Source organism: Bradyrhizobium macuxiense (genome assembly GCF_007993935.1).
Lineage (GTDB): Bacteria > Pseudomonadota > Alphaproteobacteria > Rhizobiales > Xanthobacteraceae > Bradyrhizobium > Bradyrhizobium macuxiense_A.
The window spans coordinates 80,052-97,929 of sequence record NZ_VITY01000014.1; the positions used below are offsets into that span (position 1 = coordinate 80,052).

Below are 17,878 nucleotides of genomic sequence, written 5' to 3' on the forward strand. Positions count from 1 at the left end.
GTCGACCCTCCCCCTCCAGGGGAGGGTGAAGGGCCGTTCGTGAAAATGCGATCAGAACGCTTAGCCGGCCTTGCCGAACAGCTCGTCGACATAATCCCAATTGACGAGATTCTCGACGAACGCCTTCAGATAGTCCGGACGGCGGTTGCGGTAGTCGATGTAGTAGGAGTGCTCCCAGACGTCGACGCCGAGGATCGGCACCGCGCCGTGGACCAGCGGGTTCTCACCGTTCGGGGTCTTCGCGACCTCGAGCTTGCCGCCCTTGACCTGCAGCCAGGCCCAACCGGAGCCGAACTGGCCGGCGCCGGCGGCGGCGAAGTCGGTCTTGAACTTCTCGAAGCCACCGAGGTCTTCGTTGATCTTCTTCTCGAGCCGGCCGGGCAGCTTGCTGCCGCCGCCATTCGGCTTCATCCACTTCCAGAAGTGGATGTGGTTGTAGTGCTGACCGGCATTGTTGAAGACGGCCGCGTTCTTGCCGAACGAACCCTTCACGATCTCCTCGAGGGACTTGCCTTCGAATTCGGTCCCCTTGATCGCGTTGTTGCCGTTGGTGACGTAGGCCTGGTGATGCTTGTCGTGGTGAAACTCCAGCGTTTCCTTGGACATATAGGGCGCAAGGGCGTCGTGGGCGTAGGGCAGATCGGGTAGCGTGAAGGTCATGGGGTAATGTCCAACAGAGGGTGGGAGACTACACTTAACGGGTCCCCCTTATAGAAGGTTCCACGGCGGAGAAACACCGCATTTTCTGATCGGCTATGACAGATCGGCACAGCCGAAAACCAAGACCAAAGCCAAGACCAAGGACCCAGACGATGAGCATCGAAATCGACATTCTCAACGGAGATGCGTCATGGCAGCGCGCCGAGCCGCTGCTTCGCGCGGTCTGGAGCCCTCAAGTCATGCAGAACAAGAGCTGGGCCGATATCAAATGGGCTCACGCGGATTTGCGCGTGCTGCTCGACGCGCCCGACGACGGCGGGCTGGCCTGCCATGTCGGTATCTATTTCCGGACAATCGCCTGGAATGGTCACAAGGTGCATGTCGGCGGCATCGGCGGGGTCTCGACCCGCGAGGACTGCCGGGGGCGCGGCTACGCGTCACTCGCGCTCGACGCCGCCGTGCACACCATTCGTGCCAACGATGCGGTGAAATTTGCAATCTTATTCTGCGAGCCGCACAATTTCGCGTTCTACCAGGCGCGCGGCTGGCATCCCTTCGACGGCGAAGTTACTTGCGAACAGCCCGCGGGGACGATCCGCTTCGAGGCGATGGCGCCATTCGTCAACGACATCGTGCGCGCGCCGCGCCAGGGCAAGATCGACCTATGCGGCCTGCCGTGGTGACCCCTGCGCAGGCGCGGGTGGCGAGGACCAGCCCAAACTCGTAACATGTTGATCATCATTTATTGAACGAGCCTGGTCCACTGGCGTCGAATTGCAGTGCGCCCCTCTCCCGCTTGCGAAGTGAGCCGCGACGCATGACCATTGAAGCCTCGATCGACGACGTCAGCCCCGCTACGGCCGCGCCTGCGGTGCCGGTCGATCATTTTCTGACCGCACCGATCCTGCCGACGCTGCTGAAGCTCGCGGTCCCCAACACCATCGCGATGTTCGGCTCGACGCTGGTCGCGGTTGCCGAGACCTCCTATATCGGCCGGCTCGGCACCGAGCCGCTGGCAGGCATCGCACTGGTGTTTCCGTTCGCGATGCTGAACCAGATGATGTCGGCGGGCGCGATGGGCGGCGGCGTCTCCTCGGCGATCAGCCGCGCGCTCGGCGCCGGCGATCGCGACCGCGCCGCCGACCTGGCTCTGCATGCTGCGATCATCGGAGTCGGCCTCGGCCTGTTCTTCACCGTGATGATGCTGGGCTTCGGCCGCAATTTCTATGCGCTGCTCGGCGGCCACGGCGGCGTGCTCGAGCAGTCCCTGCATTACTCGCAGGTGCTGTTCTCCGGCGCGATCTCGATCTGGCTGGTCAACACGCTCGCGTCCGTCGTGCGCGGCACCGGCGACATGCGGATTCCCTCGATGACGCTGATCACGGTTTCGATGATCCAGATCGCGGTCGGCGGCGTGCTTGGGCTCGGGCTGTTCGGCGTGCCAAGCCTCGGCATGCGCGGCGTCGCCGCGGGCCAGCTCACGGCCTTCACGTGTGGTGCGATCTTCCTCGCTTGGTATCTCGCCTCCGGCCGCAGCCGGCTGAAGCTCGACTTTGCCGCATTCAGATTCCAGCGCGCGATGTTTCTCGACATCCTCATGGTCGGCGCGATCTCCTGCCTGTCGCCGCTGCAGAGCGTGCTGACGATCCTGATCTTCACCAAGATCCTGGCGGGCTTCGGCACCGAGACGCTGGCCGGATACGGCATGGGCTCACGGCTGGAATTCCTGCTGATCCCGATCGCCTTCGCGGTCGGTGTCGCCTCGGTGCCGATGGTCGGCATGGCGATCGGCGCGGGACTGGTGACGCGGGCCCGCAAAGTTGCGTGGACCGCCGGCACGGTCGCGGGCCTTGTCGTCGGACTGGTCGGACTTGTGGTCGCAGTCGAGCCGACGCTGTGGATCGCATTGTTCACCGGCGATCCCGGTGTAACGGCCGCGGCTTCGTCCTATTTCGCACTGGCCGGCCCGGGATTCGGCTTCTTCGGCGTCGGCGTATGCCTGTATTTCTCCTCGCAAGGCGCGGCCAAGGTCGGCGGACCGGTGCTGGCCGGCACCATCCGCCTGCTGCTGGTCGGCATCGGCGGCTGGTGGCTTGCTACCGCGAGCGCGCCGGCATGGACGCTGTTTGCGCTGGTCGGAGCGGCGATGGTGGCATTCGGCCTCGCCACCGTCATATCGATTCGGCTGACCCGCTGGGGATAGCATCGCCTTGCCTGAGCATGGCGACCCCGGAAATAATCTACAGAATTTTTTGGATCATCCGCGCCTGATCGCGCGAATATGACATTGCAGAAATCTTTCGACTTGTTATGCAGGCCGACCTTTTGGGGAACTGCCATGGCCTGCAAACTCGGATTCGTGATCGCAATCATCGCGACGGCGTTCGCCGCGCCTGCAGCGCATGCGCAGGGTGCGCCTGAGCCTTTCGGCGTCTGGCAGACCCAGGCGGGCGATGCCCGCGTCAAGATCAGCAAATGCGGCGGCGGCATCTGCGGCGTGGTGGTGAGCCTGCGCGACCCGATCGATCCGATGACCGGCAAGCCGCAGGTCGACAACAAGAATCCCAATCCGTCGCTGGCCAACCGGCCGATCATCGGGTTGCCGCTGTTCTCCGCCATGCAGCCGGTCGCCGCGGGCAAATGGTCGGGCCAGATCTACAATGCCGACGATGGCGGCACCTATGCGAGCAGCGTCTCGGTCACCGGCGAGAGCATGCTGCGCGTCGAAGGCTGCGTCGGCGCGCTGTGCGGCGGCGAGACCTGGACGCGGGTGGGACGGTAGGTAGCTGGAAAGGCTGCGCTCCCTCCTCGCGCTCGGGGTGAGCGGCTCTCACCGCGAGAATGGCGGACATCAAGTCCGCAGAGACTCCCCCTCACCCGGAACGCATCTTGCGATGCGTTCCGACCTCTCCCCGCAAGCGGGGCGAGGTGAAGAGCAGCGCTACGCCGCGCGCGCCTTCAGCACGGTGGCGGCGGAGGCGTAACCGCCGCGGGCGCCGTCGATGAAGTGAACGTGGTCGGCGCGCATCACCGACGGCGTGAAGCAGGTCATCATCGCGGCATCCTGTTCATACAGGCCATAGCGCACGATGCCCTGCGCGGCCGCGGCAACGAGGCGCTGCTCGAGCTCGGCGGCGAGCTCCGGCGTGCAGTCCAGGATCATGCGCAGGCCGTCGTCGAATTTGCGGAAGTCGGAGTTCTCGACCACCTGCTGCAGATAGAGCTTCGGCGCGAACTTGCCGACCTTGAGGCCGAGGCGAAACACGACAAAGGCCCAGAGCGCAAAACCGAGCACCGCGGCGCGCCGCATCGCGAGCGGCCCGCCGAACCGCTTGGCACGCGCTTCGTATTCGATGCCCTGCGGCGGAAAGCGCAGCGGCGGGCCGCCCGGCGGCACCGGCCGTCCGGCATCGGGACTTTTCTCGACGCGCACGACGATGTCCTCGATCACCTTGCGGAAGGAAGCCGGATCGGCGCCCCTTGCCGGCAACACCAGCACCGAGAGGATGACGCCACGCGCGGATGGCATCACCTCGAAACGGCAGGACAGGCCGGACAGATCGGGCTGCGTGCCCGACGGCGCCGGATCGACCGCGAATTCGCCGCGCTTCATCGCGGCGTCGGCATAGGCAAGACCGCCGCCCGTGAACATCGCGTAGGAGAGATTGGCCGACGGCCCGAAACGCGCGACGCGGACATCGGCGCCCGCGGCGCGGATCGCCGATACCGGCATCAGCGCCACCCGCAGCACCAGATCGAGATCGTCGCGCACCCAGCGCGCGGTCGCAGCCAGCGCCTCGCGCGCTCGCTCGAGATCGGCGGGCGCGACCGCGAAGCTCGCGCCGTCGCCGCCGAACACGAAGGGGAATTCTCGGCCATCGAGCGCATTGGTGACCGAGGCGACCACCGCGGCGCCGGCCATGTTGACTGCCTTGTAGCGCTGCGCCGCGATCGCCTTGGTCGATTCGACGATGTCGGCGACGCCGACCGTCCAGTCATCGGGCAGCGGCGCATACAGCGCCGGATCCATCAGGCGCGCGAAGCCGCGAAACACCGGAATGCCGCCGTAGAAGATCTCGCTGCCGCCAGCCATCGCAACGCCGTGTTGTTTCCTTGCCTATGACCAAACTCTCTAGCAGATACGGTGAGGATTGGGACGGGGTTTCCCCCTCGGAGCCTGAACCTTCCGTCACCCTGAGGAGCGCGCCTTGGCGCGCGTCTCGAAGGGTCGACGGCCCGACTGGCACCACGGACGGATCGTGCCTTCTAAAGACATTCGGGGCCGATTCATCCTTCGAGGCTCGCTTCGCTCGCACCTCAGGATGACGGGGATAAAGCGCGTGTCTCTATCAACTCACGCCGCCTCGCCCGCCCTTTTCCACGGCGGAAACGGATCGCGCAGCCCTGCCCACGCGTGCGGGTCCATGCCCGGTTTGCCGGTGACCAAGCAGGCATCGAGCCGGCGGCGAATGTCGTCTTCGTTCATGCCGGAGCCGATGAAGACCAGTTCCTGGCGGCGATCGCCGTAGAGATCGTTCCAGCTCCGCTGCATCATCAGCTGCCAATCCGGATGATCCGGCCAGCGCTCGCGCGGGATCGCGGCCCACCATGAGCCGAGACCTTCGGTGCGGACGATCGCGCCGGCCTGGCTCATCTCGCCGCACCAATCCGGGCGCGTCGCGATCCAGAAATGGCCCTTGGCGCGGATCACGCCCTGCCAGCTCTCTCGCAGGAAGCCGTGGAAGCGCACCGGATCGAACGGGCGCCGTGCCCGATAGACGAAGCTCGTGATGCCATATTCCTCGGTCTCCGGTACGTGCTCGGCAAAGCCATAGAGCTCCTTGTGCCAGAGCGGATGCTGCTGTGCGCGCTCATAGGCGAAGCGGCCGGTGTCGAGCACGCGATCGAACGGGACCTGCGCAAAGCTCGCCTCGACGATATCGGCATCCGGATTGAGCGCGCGCACGATGGTGCGGGCCGCTTCGCGCTCGGCCGGCGTCGCCGCATCGATCTTGTTCAGCACGACGACGTCGGCGAACTCGATTTGCTCGACCAGGAGATCGACCAGCGTGCGCTTGTCGCCGTCGAGCGCCTCGCCGCGCTGGCTGAGGAAATCGGTCGACGTATAGTCCTTCAACAGATTGGCGGCGTCGACCACCGTGACCATGGTGTCGAGCCGCGCGACGTCGGACAGGCTCGCGCCTTCTTCATCGCGAAACTCGAAGGTCGCGGCGACCGGCAGCGGCTCGGAGATGCCGGTCGATTCGATCAGGAGATAATCGAAGCGACGGCTCTCGGCCAGCGCGCGCACCTCCCTCAGCAGATCGCCGCGCAGGGTGCAGCAGATGCAGCCATTGCTCATCTCGACCAGTTTTTCGTCAGTCCGGGACAGGTTCGCACCGCCATCGCGAACGAGGTCGGCGTCGATGTTCACCTCGCTCATGTCGTTCACAATCACCGCAACCTTCAGGCCGTGGCGGTTGTTCAGGACGTGGTCCAGCAAAGTGGTCTTTCCAGCCCCGAGGAAGCCGGACAAGATGGTGACGGGGAGTTTCTGCATCGAGATCAAACAGTTGCTGGAGGGACGGGCGGCGGCGGGACATGGGCATTTTGCTTGAATGTAATGTTATAACATAACATCAACAGCCGAGAGCTTTGTCAAGATGGGGCTGCCTTCACCCGAGATGACGGCTTCCCGCACGCGCGCGCCGGTACCGTCACGAAAAGGCGCCGCACAAATGTGGGCCGCTTCACGCGCGCGTCTCATCTCAGGTTGTAGGTTTGGAAAAATGCCCGCCTGAACCGGAAAGGATCGCGCCGTGACCCTCGCCTACGGATTCGTCAAGACCAAGGTGACCTCCGAGCCCAAGCTGAAGCCGTCGCATCACGGGCACGAAACGCAGTATCACCTGCACTGCAATCTCGACGTCGGCGGCGAGCAGTGGGACGTTGCCATCAATGTCGGCACCAATGACGCGGACGATTTGCTGAAATACAAGCTGGTGTTCGACTTCCGCCATCCGATCATCCAGACGCTTGCGGCAGCAAGCGGCGGCTCGCAGGATCTGACCGGGCAGAAGAAATTGCCGGCGCTCGATTTCCTGCGCAGCAATCTGCTCGACAATACCGGCAAATGGCGCGACAGCGACGTGATGGACGGCTCCGACGACACCGAGCCGGCGGCGACGCTGAAGCGGCTGCTGTCGCGCGCGCATCAGGAGAGCCGCGACGTCTACATCTTCGGCCGCTTCTACGCGCAGGGCGACGGTCTGCACGACGTCCATCTCAACCAGGGCTCGAGCAAGGGCTTCATCCATCGCCCGGGCGATGATTCCAACGACCACAACGACATCTGGCAAGACGGCGCCGTCATGGTCGATCTCGGCGAGCCGGAATGGGCGGCCTATGTCTCGGCCTTCACCCAGCAGCTGGTGCCGACCGACGATCTCGGCAATCCGCAGCCGGACGCGACCACGATCGGTTGAGCAGCCGGGCGCGCGAACGCTGCGAACTTCCTTGTCCCGTCATGCTGAGGAGCCGCGAAGCGCGTCTCGAAGCATGCACGGCCCCGCTCTGACAGCTCGGCCGTTCATCCTTCGAGACGCGCGGAGCCTGTCATCGGGCCGCGCTTCGCGCGGACCCGTTGGCGCTCCTCAGGATGACGGGGATAGAGGACGAAGAGCCGCCTACTTCCCCAATCCGCGCAGCACGAGCTGGTTCATGCGGCTGGCGAAGGCGGCGGGGTCGGCGGGCATCTCGCCGTCGAGGATCTGCGCCTGCTCGAACAGCAGGAGCGAGAGATCCTTGGCCTGCGCCCCGTCGGTCGCGAGCGCCGCGACCAGCGGATGGCGCAGATTGATCTCGAGGATCGGTTTGGTGATCTCGCCGCGGTTCTGTTGCGCGAGCAGCCGCTCCAGCGCACGGTCGCGGGCATCGCCGCCGGCGACCAGACACGACGCGCTCGAGGTCAGCCGCTGCGAGGCGCGGACGTCGGAGACGCGCTCCCCCAGCGCATCCTTGATCACGGCGATCGTGGTCGCAGCGTCGGCCGCGGGCTCGTCCTTCTTGTCGTCGGCCTCGTCGTCGGCGAGCGGGATCAGGCCGAAATCGACATCGCCCTGGCTCAGCGACTTCAGCGGCTTGCCGCCGAAGTCGATCGGCGCCGAGGTCCAGAACGCGTCGACGGGATCGGTGAGCAGCAGCACCTCGATGCCGCGGGCGCGCGCCGATTCCAGCTTGGGGTTCGACTTCAGCCGCTCGACGCTGTCGCCGACCAGGTAATAGATCTCGGTCTGGTTCGGCTTGAAGTCGTCGACATATTGCTTCAGCGAACGGTTCTCGCCCGACGTCGTGGTGAAACGCGAAAGCGCCAGCAGCTTCTCGCGGCGCTCGAAATCCTCCCACAGGCCTTCCTTGATCACCGGGCCGAACGCGTCCCAGATCTTCGCGAAGGTCTCCGGCTCCTTCTCGCCGAGCGTCTCGAGCTCGCTCACGACGCGGCTGGTGACCGCCTTGCGGATCTGCGCGAGCTGCGGATTGTTCTGCAGCATCTCGCGCGAGATGTTGAGCGGCAGGTCCTCGCTGTCGATCACGCCGCGGATGAAGCGCAGATAGGCCGGCAACAGCTCGGCATCGTCGGCGATGAAGACGCGGCGGACGTAGAGTTTGACCTTGCCCTTGCGTTCGACCTGGAACAGGTCGAACGGCTTTTGCGACGGCGCGAACAGCAGCACGGCGTAGGACTGCCGGCCTTCGGCGCGGTAATGCAGCGTCATCGCCGGCTCGTCGAACGCACCCGCGATCTGCTTGTAGGCCTGCGCATAGTCTTCCGGCTTCAGCTCGGATTTCGAGCGCTGCCAGAGCGCGCTCGCCGAGTTGATCTGGCGCGGCTCACCCTCCTCCGGCACCAGCAGGATCGGAAACTGGATGTTGTCGGAATATTCGCGGACGATGCGCTCGATCTCGTAAGCCTCGAGATATTTGGCGGCGTCCTTTTTCAGATGCAGCACGATCTCGGTGCCGCGCGCGACGCGCTGAGCTGCCTCCTCGCTCGCCGGCGCGATCTCGAAACCGCTGCCGCCTTCCGACGTCCACACCCAGACCTCGTCGGAGCCGGCGCGGCGGCTGGTGACGATGATTTTGTCGGCGACCATGAAGGCGGCGTAGAAGCCGACGCCGAACTGGCCGATCAGGTTGGCGCCGTCCTTGGCCTCGGTCAGCTTCGACAGGAACGACCTGGTGCCGGAGCGCGCGATGGTGCCGAGATTGTCGATCAGCTCCTGCCGCTCCATGCCGATGCCGGTATCGATCACCGACAGCGTGTCGGCCGCCTTGTTCGGAACGATCTTGATCTCAGGCGGCGTGCCGTCGGTGATCAGCCCGGGATTGGCGATCGCCTCGTAGCGCAGCTTGTCGCAGGCGTCCGAGGCATTCGAGATCAATTCGCGCAGGAAAATATCGGTCTCGGAATAGACCGAATGCACCATCAGGTGCAGCAATTCGGCAACCTCGGCCTGGAACGGCTGGGATTCGGCGGCGGCAGTTGTGGTCATGCGGAAAACTCGGACAAACCTGAAGTGGCGGGAAAGCCCTGATATAGCGCGATCGCGCCGGCTGGCAAGCCAAGCGCGGGGAACCGTCAGTCCGAGATCGCGGCGATATAGCGCTCGACCGAACGGTCGAAGGCCGCCTTGGCGTCGGAGGCGATGTTCTTGCCCCACCAGGCGCCGTAGATCCGATCATACGCCAGCGGCGCGACCGCGCGCGCGACGCGGCGGACCGCTGCGGCATTAAGCGGGATGTAGTTCGGATAGGAGTACATGAAGCTGACCGAGCGGCGGTCCATCGCCACCATCGCGATGTCACCGGTCAAGAGCGCCCCGCGCCCGTCGGCGCCCTTGCCCCAGTGCAGCATGGTGGCGCCGGCGAAATGTCCGCCGCCACGCACCAGCAGGATGTCGTCGGAGATGCGATAGCTGTCGCCCTGCCACGGCACGATCGACCGATAAGGCCGCGTCACCCATTGCGCGTCGTCGCCGTGCAGATAGACCGGTGCATCGTCGAACGCCGCGCTCCAGTCGGCGACCGCGCCATAGTAATGCGGATGCGAGATCGCGATCGCCTTCAGCCCGCCGAGCGATCTGACATGCGCGATCGCCTCGGCGGTCGCCAGCGGCACGCAGTCCCACATCACGCAGCCGCCGCGATCCGGCACCAGCAGCGCGCGCTGCCCGATTGCAAACGACGGCTCCAGCGCCAATCCGACGAGACCGAGATCGTCGCGCCAGACCAGCTTGTGCCGCTGCGCGAGCTCCTCGCGCGTCAGCCACACCTGCCCGTTCCAGTTCACATATTGCCGCTCGTCCTCACAGATCGGGCAGCACGGCGGCGGCGCCGCGGTTTCAGGAAATTGAGCGCCGCATTGTTCGCAGGTCCAGAGAGACATTTGGATCGCACGCGTTGGGGTGAAGCCAGATCCCTGCTCTACGTCAGCAGCGCAAGACGTTCAATGCCGGCGCCCCAGTTCCATCTGCATCTCCGCCGGAGCCACGCCGAACTTTCTGCGGAACGAGCGGTGGAAATAGGACAGGTCGTTGAAGCCGACCGTGTAGGCGATGTCGCTGATCTTGCGGCCGGCGCCCTGCTCGTGCAGCAAGAGCCGGCGCGCCAGCAGCAGGCGCTGCTCGAGCACGAATTCCGAGAAGGTGGTCCCTTCCGACGCGAACAGCCGTTGCGCCTGCCGCGTGCTCAGCGCGTTGGCCTTTGCGACTGCCTCGATGGTGAGCTTGCCATTGTCGAGATTCTTCAGGACGTCGGCCTTCATCAGATCGAACCGTGCCTTCGCCACGCCATCCCGCGCGACCAGCTCCTTCTGCTCGGCGCTGCTGCCGAGCACCAGACCGACGAGATCGGCCAGATGATGCGCCGCCGCCTGCTGGCCGGGCATGTCGAGATCGCCGGCGAGTTCGGTGCATAGCGCGGAATAACGCTCGATCATCGCACTCATGGCAGGATCGCACCCGAGCGGGCGCGCCAATTGCGTCTCCGCTGACGGGGCGACCTGGAGCAGCAGGCGCCGCGGAAACCGCGTGGTTGTAAAGCTGCCGGACTGGGTGAGATCGGCGGTGCCGACGATGTTCATCTCGGTGAGGCACATCTGCCCGCGCGCAATCTCGATCGACTTGCTTGCTTGCGTGACCTGCACCGTGCCGCGGGTCGCGAAGATCAGCACCAGATCGTTGCAGCCATCGTCCAGAAGGGCGCGGGTACGGGCAAAGCGGGCCGAGCCGCCGCGCGGCGTCGCGATGGCAACCGTATGCAGCAACGTGAACTCGTTGTGGCAATCGATGCGGTTATCGTCGGTCGGTCCGACGTCGAGCCGGCAGAAGCCGCGGCAGATGCCCTCGCGCCACGCCTCATAGGCCGGCCCTCTCGCCAGCCCGTGATGGAAGATCGAGAAGCGGTTGGGCACCTGTGTCTCGGACATGATCCGTGCTCCGAATGCCCGATCGATCACGACGCAGACGCGATCGATCGCTTTCTGCCCGGCGTTGGATGTCGTTCCTGTCCCTACGCTTGGCGCGACGGTCCACGACCCCGGCAGGGCGCCTGATACCACTCCGCCGATTGACGGTAAAGCTATTCACGAGATGCAACCCTATGATGCGAAGCGCGGAAGCCGGGAATAAAACGGCGCAGCAGTTTCGTGACGCCGCCCTGCCCTGGCTCGACGATGCCTATGCGTTCGCCCAGGTCCTGATGCGGACCGAGGCGGATGCCGAACAGGCCGTGCAGGAGTGCTACCAGCGCGCACTGCGTCTGTTCGACGGCCTTCGCGGTCCGGCCGTCAGGCCGTGGCTGCTCGCGATCCTCAAAACCGTCTGCCAGGAAAGACTTGGCGAAGCGCTCGGCCGCCCGATGGACGATGTCGGCAACAAGGAAAAGTCCGGCCGGCGCGCCATGCCGACAATCCGACAACTCGTCGATGACCTGCCCGCGCCGCTCGGCGAGGTCATCGCCCTGCGCGAAGTGATCGATCTCACCTACAAGGAGATCGCCGAGGTCACCGGCGCTCCCGTCACCACCGTGATGTCACAGATCGCGGAGGCCCGCGGCCTGCTGCGCGCGGCGCGGCGCGCGGCACAAGCGCCCCAGGCTTCACCGGCGGCGAGGCCCACATGCGGCGCGTCAAACTGACGGTCCACCGCGCGAACGCCTGATGAACTGCCGACGCGCCCATGCCGAGCGCACTATTGCGAACGGTTCGACGTCCAGCCCTTGTACTCGGCGATGTTGTCGCGCGTCACGAGCTTTGACGGCAACAGTTCGACGGTCGAGGCAGGCTTCTGGCCGTTGAGCAGGCCGACGCCGATCTGCACCGCACGGCGCGCCATGAAGAACGGATCCTGCGAGGACGAAGCCTGGATTTGCGGCGAACCTGGATCCTTGAGCGCGGCCTCGATGTCGGGCGCGCCGTCGACCGCGGTGATGACGATGCCGCTGCGGTTCTGCTGGCGCGCGGCGAGATCGGTGCCGATCGCCTGCGGGTCGTTGATGGCGAAGATGGCGTCGATCTTGGTGAAGCGGGTCAGATAGCCCTGCGCCACGGTGAGGCCGCCTTCGCGCGAACCCTTGCCGTCCTGGTCGCTGGACAGCACCTTGATCCCGGGGCTTTTGCCGAGCACGTTCTTGCAGCCGACCACGCGGTCGATCACTGCGGAAACCTGCGGCCCGTTCTCGATGATCACATCGCCCTTGCCGCCCAATTTGTCGACGATGTACTGGCAGGAGATCTCACCGGCCTGGACGTTGTTGGTGGTGACCGTGGCATCGGCGCCTTCGGCCGCGGTGTCGACGGCGACGACGATGATGCCGGCGGCCTGCGCTTTCTTAATCGCCGGCCCCACGGCCTTGGGATCGCCCGGATTGAGCAGGATCAGATCGACGCCGGCCGCGATGAAATTGTCGATCTGGGTCACCTGCTTGCCGAGGTCGTATTCAAAGCCGACCGTCGTGATCTTGACGTTGGGGTTGGTTTTCTTCGCCTCGAACTCTGCGCCCTTCGACAGGGCAACAAAGAACGGGTTGCCCAGCGAACCCAGCGAAATGCCGATCGACTTCAGCTCCTTGGCGAAGCACGGCGCTGAGCCGAGGGCGAGCACGATGGCGGCGCCGGCAAATGAGATCGTCTTCATTGGCTTCCTCCCTGGTCTGTTTGAAGCTCCGGCGCAGCGACCAGTGACCGCACCAGACTTGTTGTGGCTCAGGTGCGCGCCGAGCCCTGCAGCCGGTAGCGGTCGAGCGCCACCGCGCCGATGATCACGAGGCCCTTGATCACATATTGCCAGACGTCCGACACGCCGGTGAGGATCAGGCCGTTCGACAGCACGGCGATGATCAGTGCGCCGACCAGCGTGCCCCAGATCGAGCCGATGCCGCCGACAAAGGAGGTGCCGCCGAGGATCACGGCGGTGATCGCGTCGAGCTCGTACGACTGGCCGAGTTGCAGGCCGTTGGCAGCGTAGAGCCGCGCCGCCTGCATGGCGCCGCCGAGACCTGCGAGCAGGCCCGACACGCCGTAGACAAACAGCAGCACGGCCCAGACCTTGATGCCGGCGAGCCGCGCGGCGCTCTCATTGCCGCCGACCGCGTAGATGTGCACGCCGAGCACGGTGCGACGCAGCACCAGCCAGGCGACCACGATCACGAGCAGCGCGATCACCCAGAGCCAGGGGATCGACAGGACACCGGGAATGAGCGTCAGCGAACCGTTGCCGATGAAGGCATAGGGAATCTCCGAATTGAACACCGTGGTGTCGGCACCCAGGAGGCGCGCCACGCCGCGCACCGCGGTGAGCGAGCCCAGCGTCACGATGAAGGGCGGCAGGCGCAGCAGCGCGATGAAGCCGCCATTGAGGATGCCGAAGAGAGCGCCCGTGAGCACCGCGGCCGGCAGCCACAACGCGCCGAGATCGGGAAATTTTGAGATGATCAGCCCGGCCATGGCCGAGGCCGCCAGGATCGAGCCGACCGAGAGGTCGATGCCGCCGGTCAGAATCACGAAGGTCATACCGGCCGCCAGCACGGTGTTGACGGCGGCCTGCTGCACCACGATGCCGAGGTTCTGCGCGGTGAAGAAGCGGCCGTCCGACAGCAGATGAAAGCCGATGCAAAGCAGCACCAGCACCGGCAGCATGCCAGCCGAGCGGATCAACAGCCGGGTGCGCTGGCGCCTCGTCTCCTGTGCGGCGACGAGGCCGGGCGCGGCGGCGGCCTTTGCGGAAGCCCCGTCATCAGGCATCGAGCTGCTCCATTCCGGTTGCGAGCGCCATGATCTGCTCCTGGTCGAGCGGCGCCGTCGCCGTTCGCTTGATCTCGCCGGCAATCAGTCCGGCGCGCATCACGATGACGCGGTCGCAGATGCCGATGATCTCGGGCAAGTCGGATGAGATCACCAGCACCGCCGTGCCCGCCTTCGCGAGATTGTCGATGATCGAATAGATCTCGGACTTCGCGCCGACATCGACGCCGCGCGTCGGCTCGTCGAGGATCAGCACCTTGGGCGTGGTCGCAAGCAGACGCGACAGCAGCACCTTCTGCTGGTTGCCGCCGGAGAGGCTACCGGCCGCGACGCGAATGTCGGCGGCACGGATGCCCAATGCCGCGAATGCCTTCCGTGCCCGGTCGCGCGCCTTGTCGCGGTCGAGGATGCCGCCAAGCCGCGCGTCGCGGCCCAGCACCGCGAGATTGATGTTGTCGAGGCAGGACATGTCGAGGAACAGGCCGAGCGCCTTCCTGTCCTCGGTGAGGTAAGCAATGCCCGCCTCCAGCGCTTCGCCCGGCGTGCCTATGTCGACGGAGTGTCCTTCGATCTCGACATGGCCGGCAGTCTTTGCCGCAGCACCGATGATCAGATGCGCCAGCTCGGTGCGGCCGGCGCCGACCAGCCCGGCGAGGCCGACGACCTCGCCCGCATGAACGGTCAGCGAGCAACCCTTGACCCGCCGCCCGTCGGCGATGTCCACGGCCGCGAGCACGGGGGCACCATGCACCGCACTCGGATCGTGCTCCTTCTTGTAGAAGGACGAGACGTCGCGTCCCACCATCAGGCGGACGATGGTGTCGGCGCGGATCTCGGGCTTGTCGAGCGAGCCGACCAGCGTGCCGTCACGCAACACCGTGACGCGGTCCCCGAGCGCGTAGACCTCGTCCATGCGATGCGAGATGTAGATGATGGCAAGGCCCTCCGCGCGGAGCCGGCGGATCAGGCCGAACAACCGCTCGCTCTCACCCGCCGACAGCGCGGTGGTCGGTTCGTCCATGATCAGGATTTTTGACCGGGCGTGCAGCGCACGGGCGATCTCGACCAGCTGGCGCTGGCCCATTGACAGGCCCGCGACCAGCGTCGACGGCGCGAAGTCGGCGCCGAGCCGTTCGAGGATCGGGCCGACGCCGGCCTCCATCGCCTCCCGCGCCAGCACCCCGAAGCGCGAGACTTCGCGGCCGAGATAGATGTTCTGCGCGACGCTGAGATTGGGGGCGAGCGACAGCTCCTGATAGATGATCGAGATGCCCGCCGCGCGGCCGGCATGCGGGCCGTTGAAATGCACGGGCTTGCCTTCGATGCGGATTTCGCCGCCCGGATCCGGCCGGTAGGCGCCGGACAGGATCTTCATCAGCGTCGATTTTCCGGCGCCATTCTCGCCCATCAGCGCGTGGATTTCGCCGGGATAGACCGTGAGGTCGACGCCGCGCAATGCCTTGATGCTGAAGAAGGACTTGGAGACCCGGCGCATCTCGAGGATCGGGTCGATCATCTTGCCTCCCCACCGCGCCGACGGCGTTGCGTCGCACCCGCAAGTTGCTTTCGGTTCCTCGCGAGCGTCGGGGCATTAAACAAAAGGCCGCAGCGCAGGGCAATAGGTTCGGGCGATATGCGAGCCGGGAACCGGAGCGGCAAGGCAAAGCGAATCTTCGTGATTGCGTCCCGGCCGAACGTTCGCCCATTCTTCTTGTTGGCGCGCAGCTCCCCCGATGCGCCGGCGCCGGAGGCAGGAAAGATGATGGCATGAAGCTGTACTACGCGCCGGGCACGATCTCGCTGATGCCCCATGTCGCCCTGCTCGAGAGCGGTCTTTCCTTTGTCGGCGTCAGGGTAGATGAAGCAAGCAAGACGACCGCGGATGGCGAAGACTATCGAACCATAAACCCGCTGGGATACATACCGGCTCTGGTGCTCGATGATGGCAGCGTCCTGCTCGAGGCAGCCGCGATCGTCCAATACATCGCGGACCGCGACCCGACCGGAAGGCTCGCGCCAGCGCACGGAACCGTCGAGCGGGCGAGGTTGCAGGCCTGGCTGAACTTCCTCTCCAGCGAGTTGCACAAGGGAGGTCTCGGCCCGTTGTTTTACACCGCGCTGGACGATCGGGCGAAGGACGTTTTCCGCCAGCGGCTGGCGGCGCGCTTCGCCTTTCTCGACCAGCACCTCGCTACGCGTGCCTATCTATTGGGCGAGAGCTACTCCATTGTCGACGTCGGCCTCTATGCGATGACGGGCTGGACGCCACGCGTCGGCTTCGAGATTGGCGCCTACCCGAACCTGGCTGCGCATTACGCCCGGATCGCCAATCGCGACGCCGTGCGTGAAGTTCACCGGATCGAGGGACCTGTTCCGGCATAATCTCCGGGCGGTGAATTTCAAGGAAGCGCTGACTTTCGTCAGCGCCGTGGCCGGTACAGGCTGCGCCATTTCGGCAGCCGCTCGGCGTAAGCCTCCGCGAGCGAGCGGTCGGGTTCGAACGTCTCGACCCGCTGCGGCGCCGTGCAGACCGCCTCGACCGGCTCGCCGCTGACCGCGAGGCGCCCGAGCCGCGCGGCGCCGAACGCAGCTCCGGTTTCGCCATCGGCAAAGCGATGCACCGGGATGTCGAAGACATTGGCCAGCACCGAAAGCCAGGACCGCGACCGCGAGCCGCCGCCGATGGCATCCACCGCGGTAATCGCCATTCCGCTATCGGCAAGCACGTCGCGGCAATCCGCCAGCGCGAACGCGACGCCTTCGAGCACGGCCTGCACGATCGCGTCGCGATCGGTGCCGTGGCTGAGACCATCGAGCATGCCGCGCACATCGGGATCGTCGTGCGGTGTCCGCTCGCCCGACAGATAGGGCAGAAAGCTGACAGGCGATGGCGCTGTCGGACGTTCTCCGAGCGGCGCCAGCAATTCGGCCTCGGGAGTCCGCAGCACCCGCGCGATCCAGGCGAGGCAAGAGGCCGCCGAGAGGATCGCGCCGGCCTGGATCCACATCCCCGGAACGGCATGACAGAAGGTGTGCACGGCGCGCGCCGGATTGGCGGCGATCGCACGGGTCGGCACCAGCAGCGCACCTGACGTTCCGAGCGAGACGAAGGCAGCATCGCTCCCGATCGCGCCGATGCCGACCGCGCCCGCCGGATTGTCGCCGGCGCCGCCTGCGATCATCGGCGGCTTGCGCATGCCCCAGCGCTGCGCCAGTTCACGCGAGAGCTGCGCCGCCGGTGCGCAGCCCTCGACGAGCCGCGGCATCTGGCGGCGCGACAAGCCGGTCGCGTCGAGTGCGGCGTCGGACCAGTCCCGCCGCGCCGCATCAAGCCACAGTGTTCCTGAAGCGTCCGAGATGTCCTCGATCGCTTCGCCCGTCAGCACCAGGCGCAGATAGGCTTTCGGCAGCAATACAAGCCTGGTGGCCGCGAAAATCTCAGGCTCGTGCTTGGCGACCCACAGCAGCTTGGGGGCCGTGAAGCCCGGCATCGCCTTGTTGCCCGTCGTCGCCCGCAAGGCCGGCCAGCGCTGCTCGAGCTCGCCGCATTCCGCAGCCGAGCGCCCGTCGTTCCAGAGAATGCAAGGCCGCAACGGGTTCCGATCGGCATCAAGCAGCGTCGCGCCGTGCATTTGGCCGGACAGGCCGATGCCCTCGACAGCAGCCAATTCGGCCGGATGATCCGCCTTCAGCGCGTCCAGCGTCGCGAAGGTGGCGTCGATCCACTGTACCGGATCCTGCTCGCTATGGCCGGGACGTGGCGAGGCCACCGTCAGCGGCTGGCTACGGCTCGCCACCACGCGCTGCGCGGCGTCAACGAGAACGGTCTTGACCGCCGAGGTGCCGAGATCGATCCCGAGATACATGGTGCCTCGTGTCCAGAAGAGAGTCCGATGAGTGTGCTCACCGGACACCGCT

General features: G+C 65.7%; 16 protein-coding genes. 6 read left to right on the plus strand and 10 right to left on the minus strand.

What is annotated here, in order from left to right; all coding sequences use genetic code 11:
- Positions 1 to 60: 60 nt before the first annotated feature.
- Positions 61 to 660, minus strand: a complete 600-nt coding sequence (locus FBZ93_RS31170) for a superoxide dismutase (protein ID WP_074128460.1) — start codon at positions 658 to 660, stop codon at positions 61 to 63.
- A 152-nt stretch (positions 661 to 812) separates the two neighbouring features.
- Between FBZ93_RS31170 and FBZ93_RS31175 the strand changes: the two genes are divergently transcribed.
- From FBZ93_RS31175 to FBZ93_RS31185, 3 genes are all read left to right on the plus strand, one after another.
- Positions 813 to 1,343 (plus strand): GNAT family N-acetyltransferase, encoded by a 531-nt coding sequence (locus FBZ93_RS31175; RefSeq protein WP_146991266.1) that lies wholly within the window; start codon positions 813 to 815, stop codon positions 1,341 to 1,343.
- A gap of 134 nt (positions 1,344 to 1,477) precedes the next feature.
- A complete protein-coding gene (locus tag FBZ93_RS31180) occupies positions 1,478 to 2,863 on the plus strand; it encodes an MATE family efflux transporter (protein WP_146991267.1) in 1,386 nt (461 codons plus the stop codon).
- Positions 2,864 to 2,998: 135 nt separating this feature from the next.
- Entirely contained in the window at positions 2,999 to 3,442 is a 444-nt protein-coding gene (locus FBZ93_RS31185; protein WP_146991268.1) for a DUF2147 domain-containing protein, read from the plus strand.
- A gap of 159 nt (positions 3,443 to 3,601) precedes the next feature.
- Here the strand turns inward: FBZ93_RS31185 and FBZ93_RS31190 are convergent, their stop codons facing one another.
- Positions 3,602 to 4,753: a DUF3095 domain-containing protein gene (locus FBZ93_RS31190; RefSeq protein WP_146991269.1), complete on the minus strand. Its 1,152-nt coding sequence runs from the start codon at positions 4,751 to 4,753 to the stop codon at positions 3,602 to 3,604.
- A gap of 261 nt (positions 4,754 to 5,014) precedes the next feature.
- On the minus strand, positions 5,015 to 6,220 hold the full coding sequence (gene zigA, locus FBZ93_RS31195) for a zinc metallochaperone GTPase ZigA (RefSeq protein ID WP_146991270.1): 1,206 nt from the start codon (positions 6,218 to 6,220) through the stop codon (positions 5,015 to 5,017).
- A 259-nt stretch (positions 6,221 to 6,479) separates the two neighbouring features.
- On the opposite strand from zigA, the gene FBZ93_RS31200 reads away from it, so the two are divergent.
- Entirely contained in the window at positions 6,480 to 7,145 is a 666-nt protein-coding gene (locus tag FBZ93_RS31200; protein WP_146991271.1) for a DUF2278 family protein, read from the plus strand.
- Between the two features lie 201 nt (positions 7,146 to 7,346).
- On the opposite strand, the gene htpG is transcribed toward FBZ93_RS31200, so the two are convergent.
- The 3 genes from htpG to FBZ93_RS31215 all read right to left on the minus strand — a co-directional run bounded on the left by htpG (position 7,347) and on the right by FBZ93_RS31215 (position 11,146).
- Positions 7,347 to 9,212 carry a molecular chaperone HtpG gene (htpG, locus tag FBZ93_RS31205; protein WP_146991272.1) on the minus strand — a complete coding sequence of 622 codons (1,866 nt, stop codon included), beginning with the start codon at positions 9,210 to 9,212 and terminating at the stop codon, positions 7,347 to 7,349.
- Between the two features lie 86 nt (positions 9,213 to 9,298).
- Positions 9,299 to 10,105, minus strand: coding sequence for an MBL fold metallo-hydrolase (locus FBZ93_RS31210; RefSeq protein WP_146991273.1), 807 nt, complete (start codon positions 10,103 to 10,105; stop codon positions 9,299 to 9,301).
- Positions 10,106 to 10,165: 60 nt separating this feature from the next.
- Positions 10,166 to 11,146 (minus strand): AraC family transcriptional regulator, encoded by a 981-nt coding sequence (locus tag FBZ93_RS31215; RefSeq protein ID WP_246667714.1) that lies wholly within the window; start codon positions 11,144 to 11,146, stop codon positions 10,166 to 10,168.
- A 173-nt stretch (positions 11,147 to 11,319) separates the two neighbouring features.
- Between FBZ93_RS31215 and FBZ93_RS31220 the strand changes: the two genes are divergently transcribed.
- A complete protein-coding gene (locus FBZ93_RS31220) occupies positions 11,320 to 11,856 on the plus strand; it encodes a sigma factor-like helix-turn-helix DNA-binding protein (RefSeq protein ID WP_146991274.1) in 537 nt (178 codons plus the stop codon).
- 53 nt (positions 11,857 to 11,909) lie between these two features.
- On the opposite strand, the gene FBZ93_RS31225 is transcribed toward FBZ93_RS31220, so the two are convergent.
- The 3 genes from FBZ93_RS31225 to FBZ93_RS31235 form a co-directional block, all read right to left on the minus strand.
- Complete coding sequence (locus tag FBZ93_RS31225) at positions 11,910 to 12,854, minus strand: ABC transporter substrate-binding protein (protein WP_167529295.1); 945 nt, start codon at positions 12,852 to 12,854, stop codon at positions 11,910 to 11,912.
- A gap of 68 nt (positions 12,855 to 12,922) precedes the next feature.
- Positions 12,923 to 13,960: an ABC transporter permease subunit gene (locus tag FBZ93_RS31230; protein WP_146991276.1), complete on the minus strand. Its 1,038-nt coding sequence runs from the start codon at positions 13,958 to 13,960 to the stop codon at positions 12,923 to 12,925.
- Positions 13,953 to 15,476 (minus strand): sugar ABC transporter ATP-binding protein, encoded by a 1,524-nt coding sequence (locus FBZ93_RS31235; protein ID WP_146991277.1) that lies wholly within the window; start codon positions 15,474 to 15,476, stop codon positions 13,953 to 13,955. Before FBZ93_RS31235 ends, FBZ93_RS31230 begins: the two co-directional genes overlap by 8 nt.
- A gap of 251 nt (positions 15,477 to 15,727) precedes the next feature.
- On the opposite strand from FBZ93_RS31235, the gene FBZ93_RS31240 reads away from it, so the two are divergent.
- Entirely contained in the window at positions 15,728 to 16,342 is a 615-nt protein-coding gene (locus tag FBZ93_RS31240; protein ID WP_146991278.1) for a glutathione binding-like protein, read from the plus strand.
- 38 nt (positions 16,343 to 16,380) lie between these two features.
- Here FBZ93_RS31240 and xylB read toward each other — a convergent pair whose 3' ends face one another.
- A complete protein-coding gene (gene xylB / locus FBZ93_RS31245) occupies positions 16,381 to 17,826 on the minus strand; it encodes a xylulokinase (protein ID WP_146991279.1) in 1,446 nt (481 codons plus the stop codon).
- Between the last annotated feature and the right edge of the window lie 52 nt (positions 17,827 to 17,878).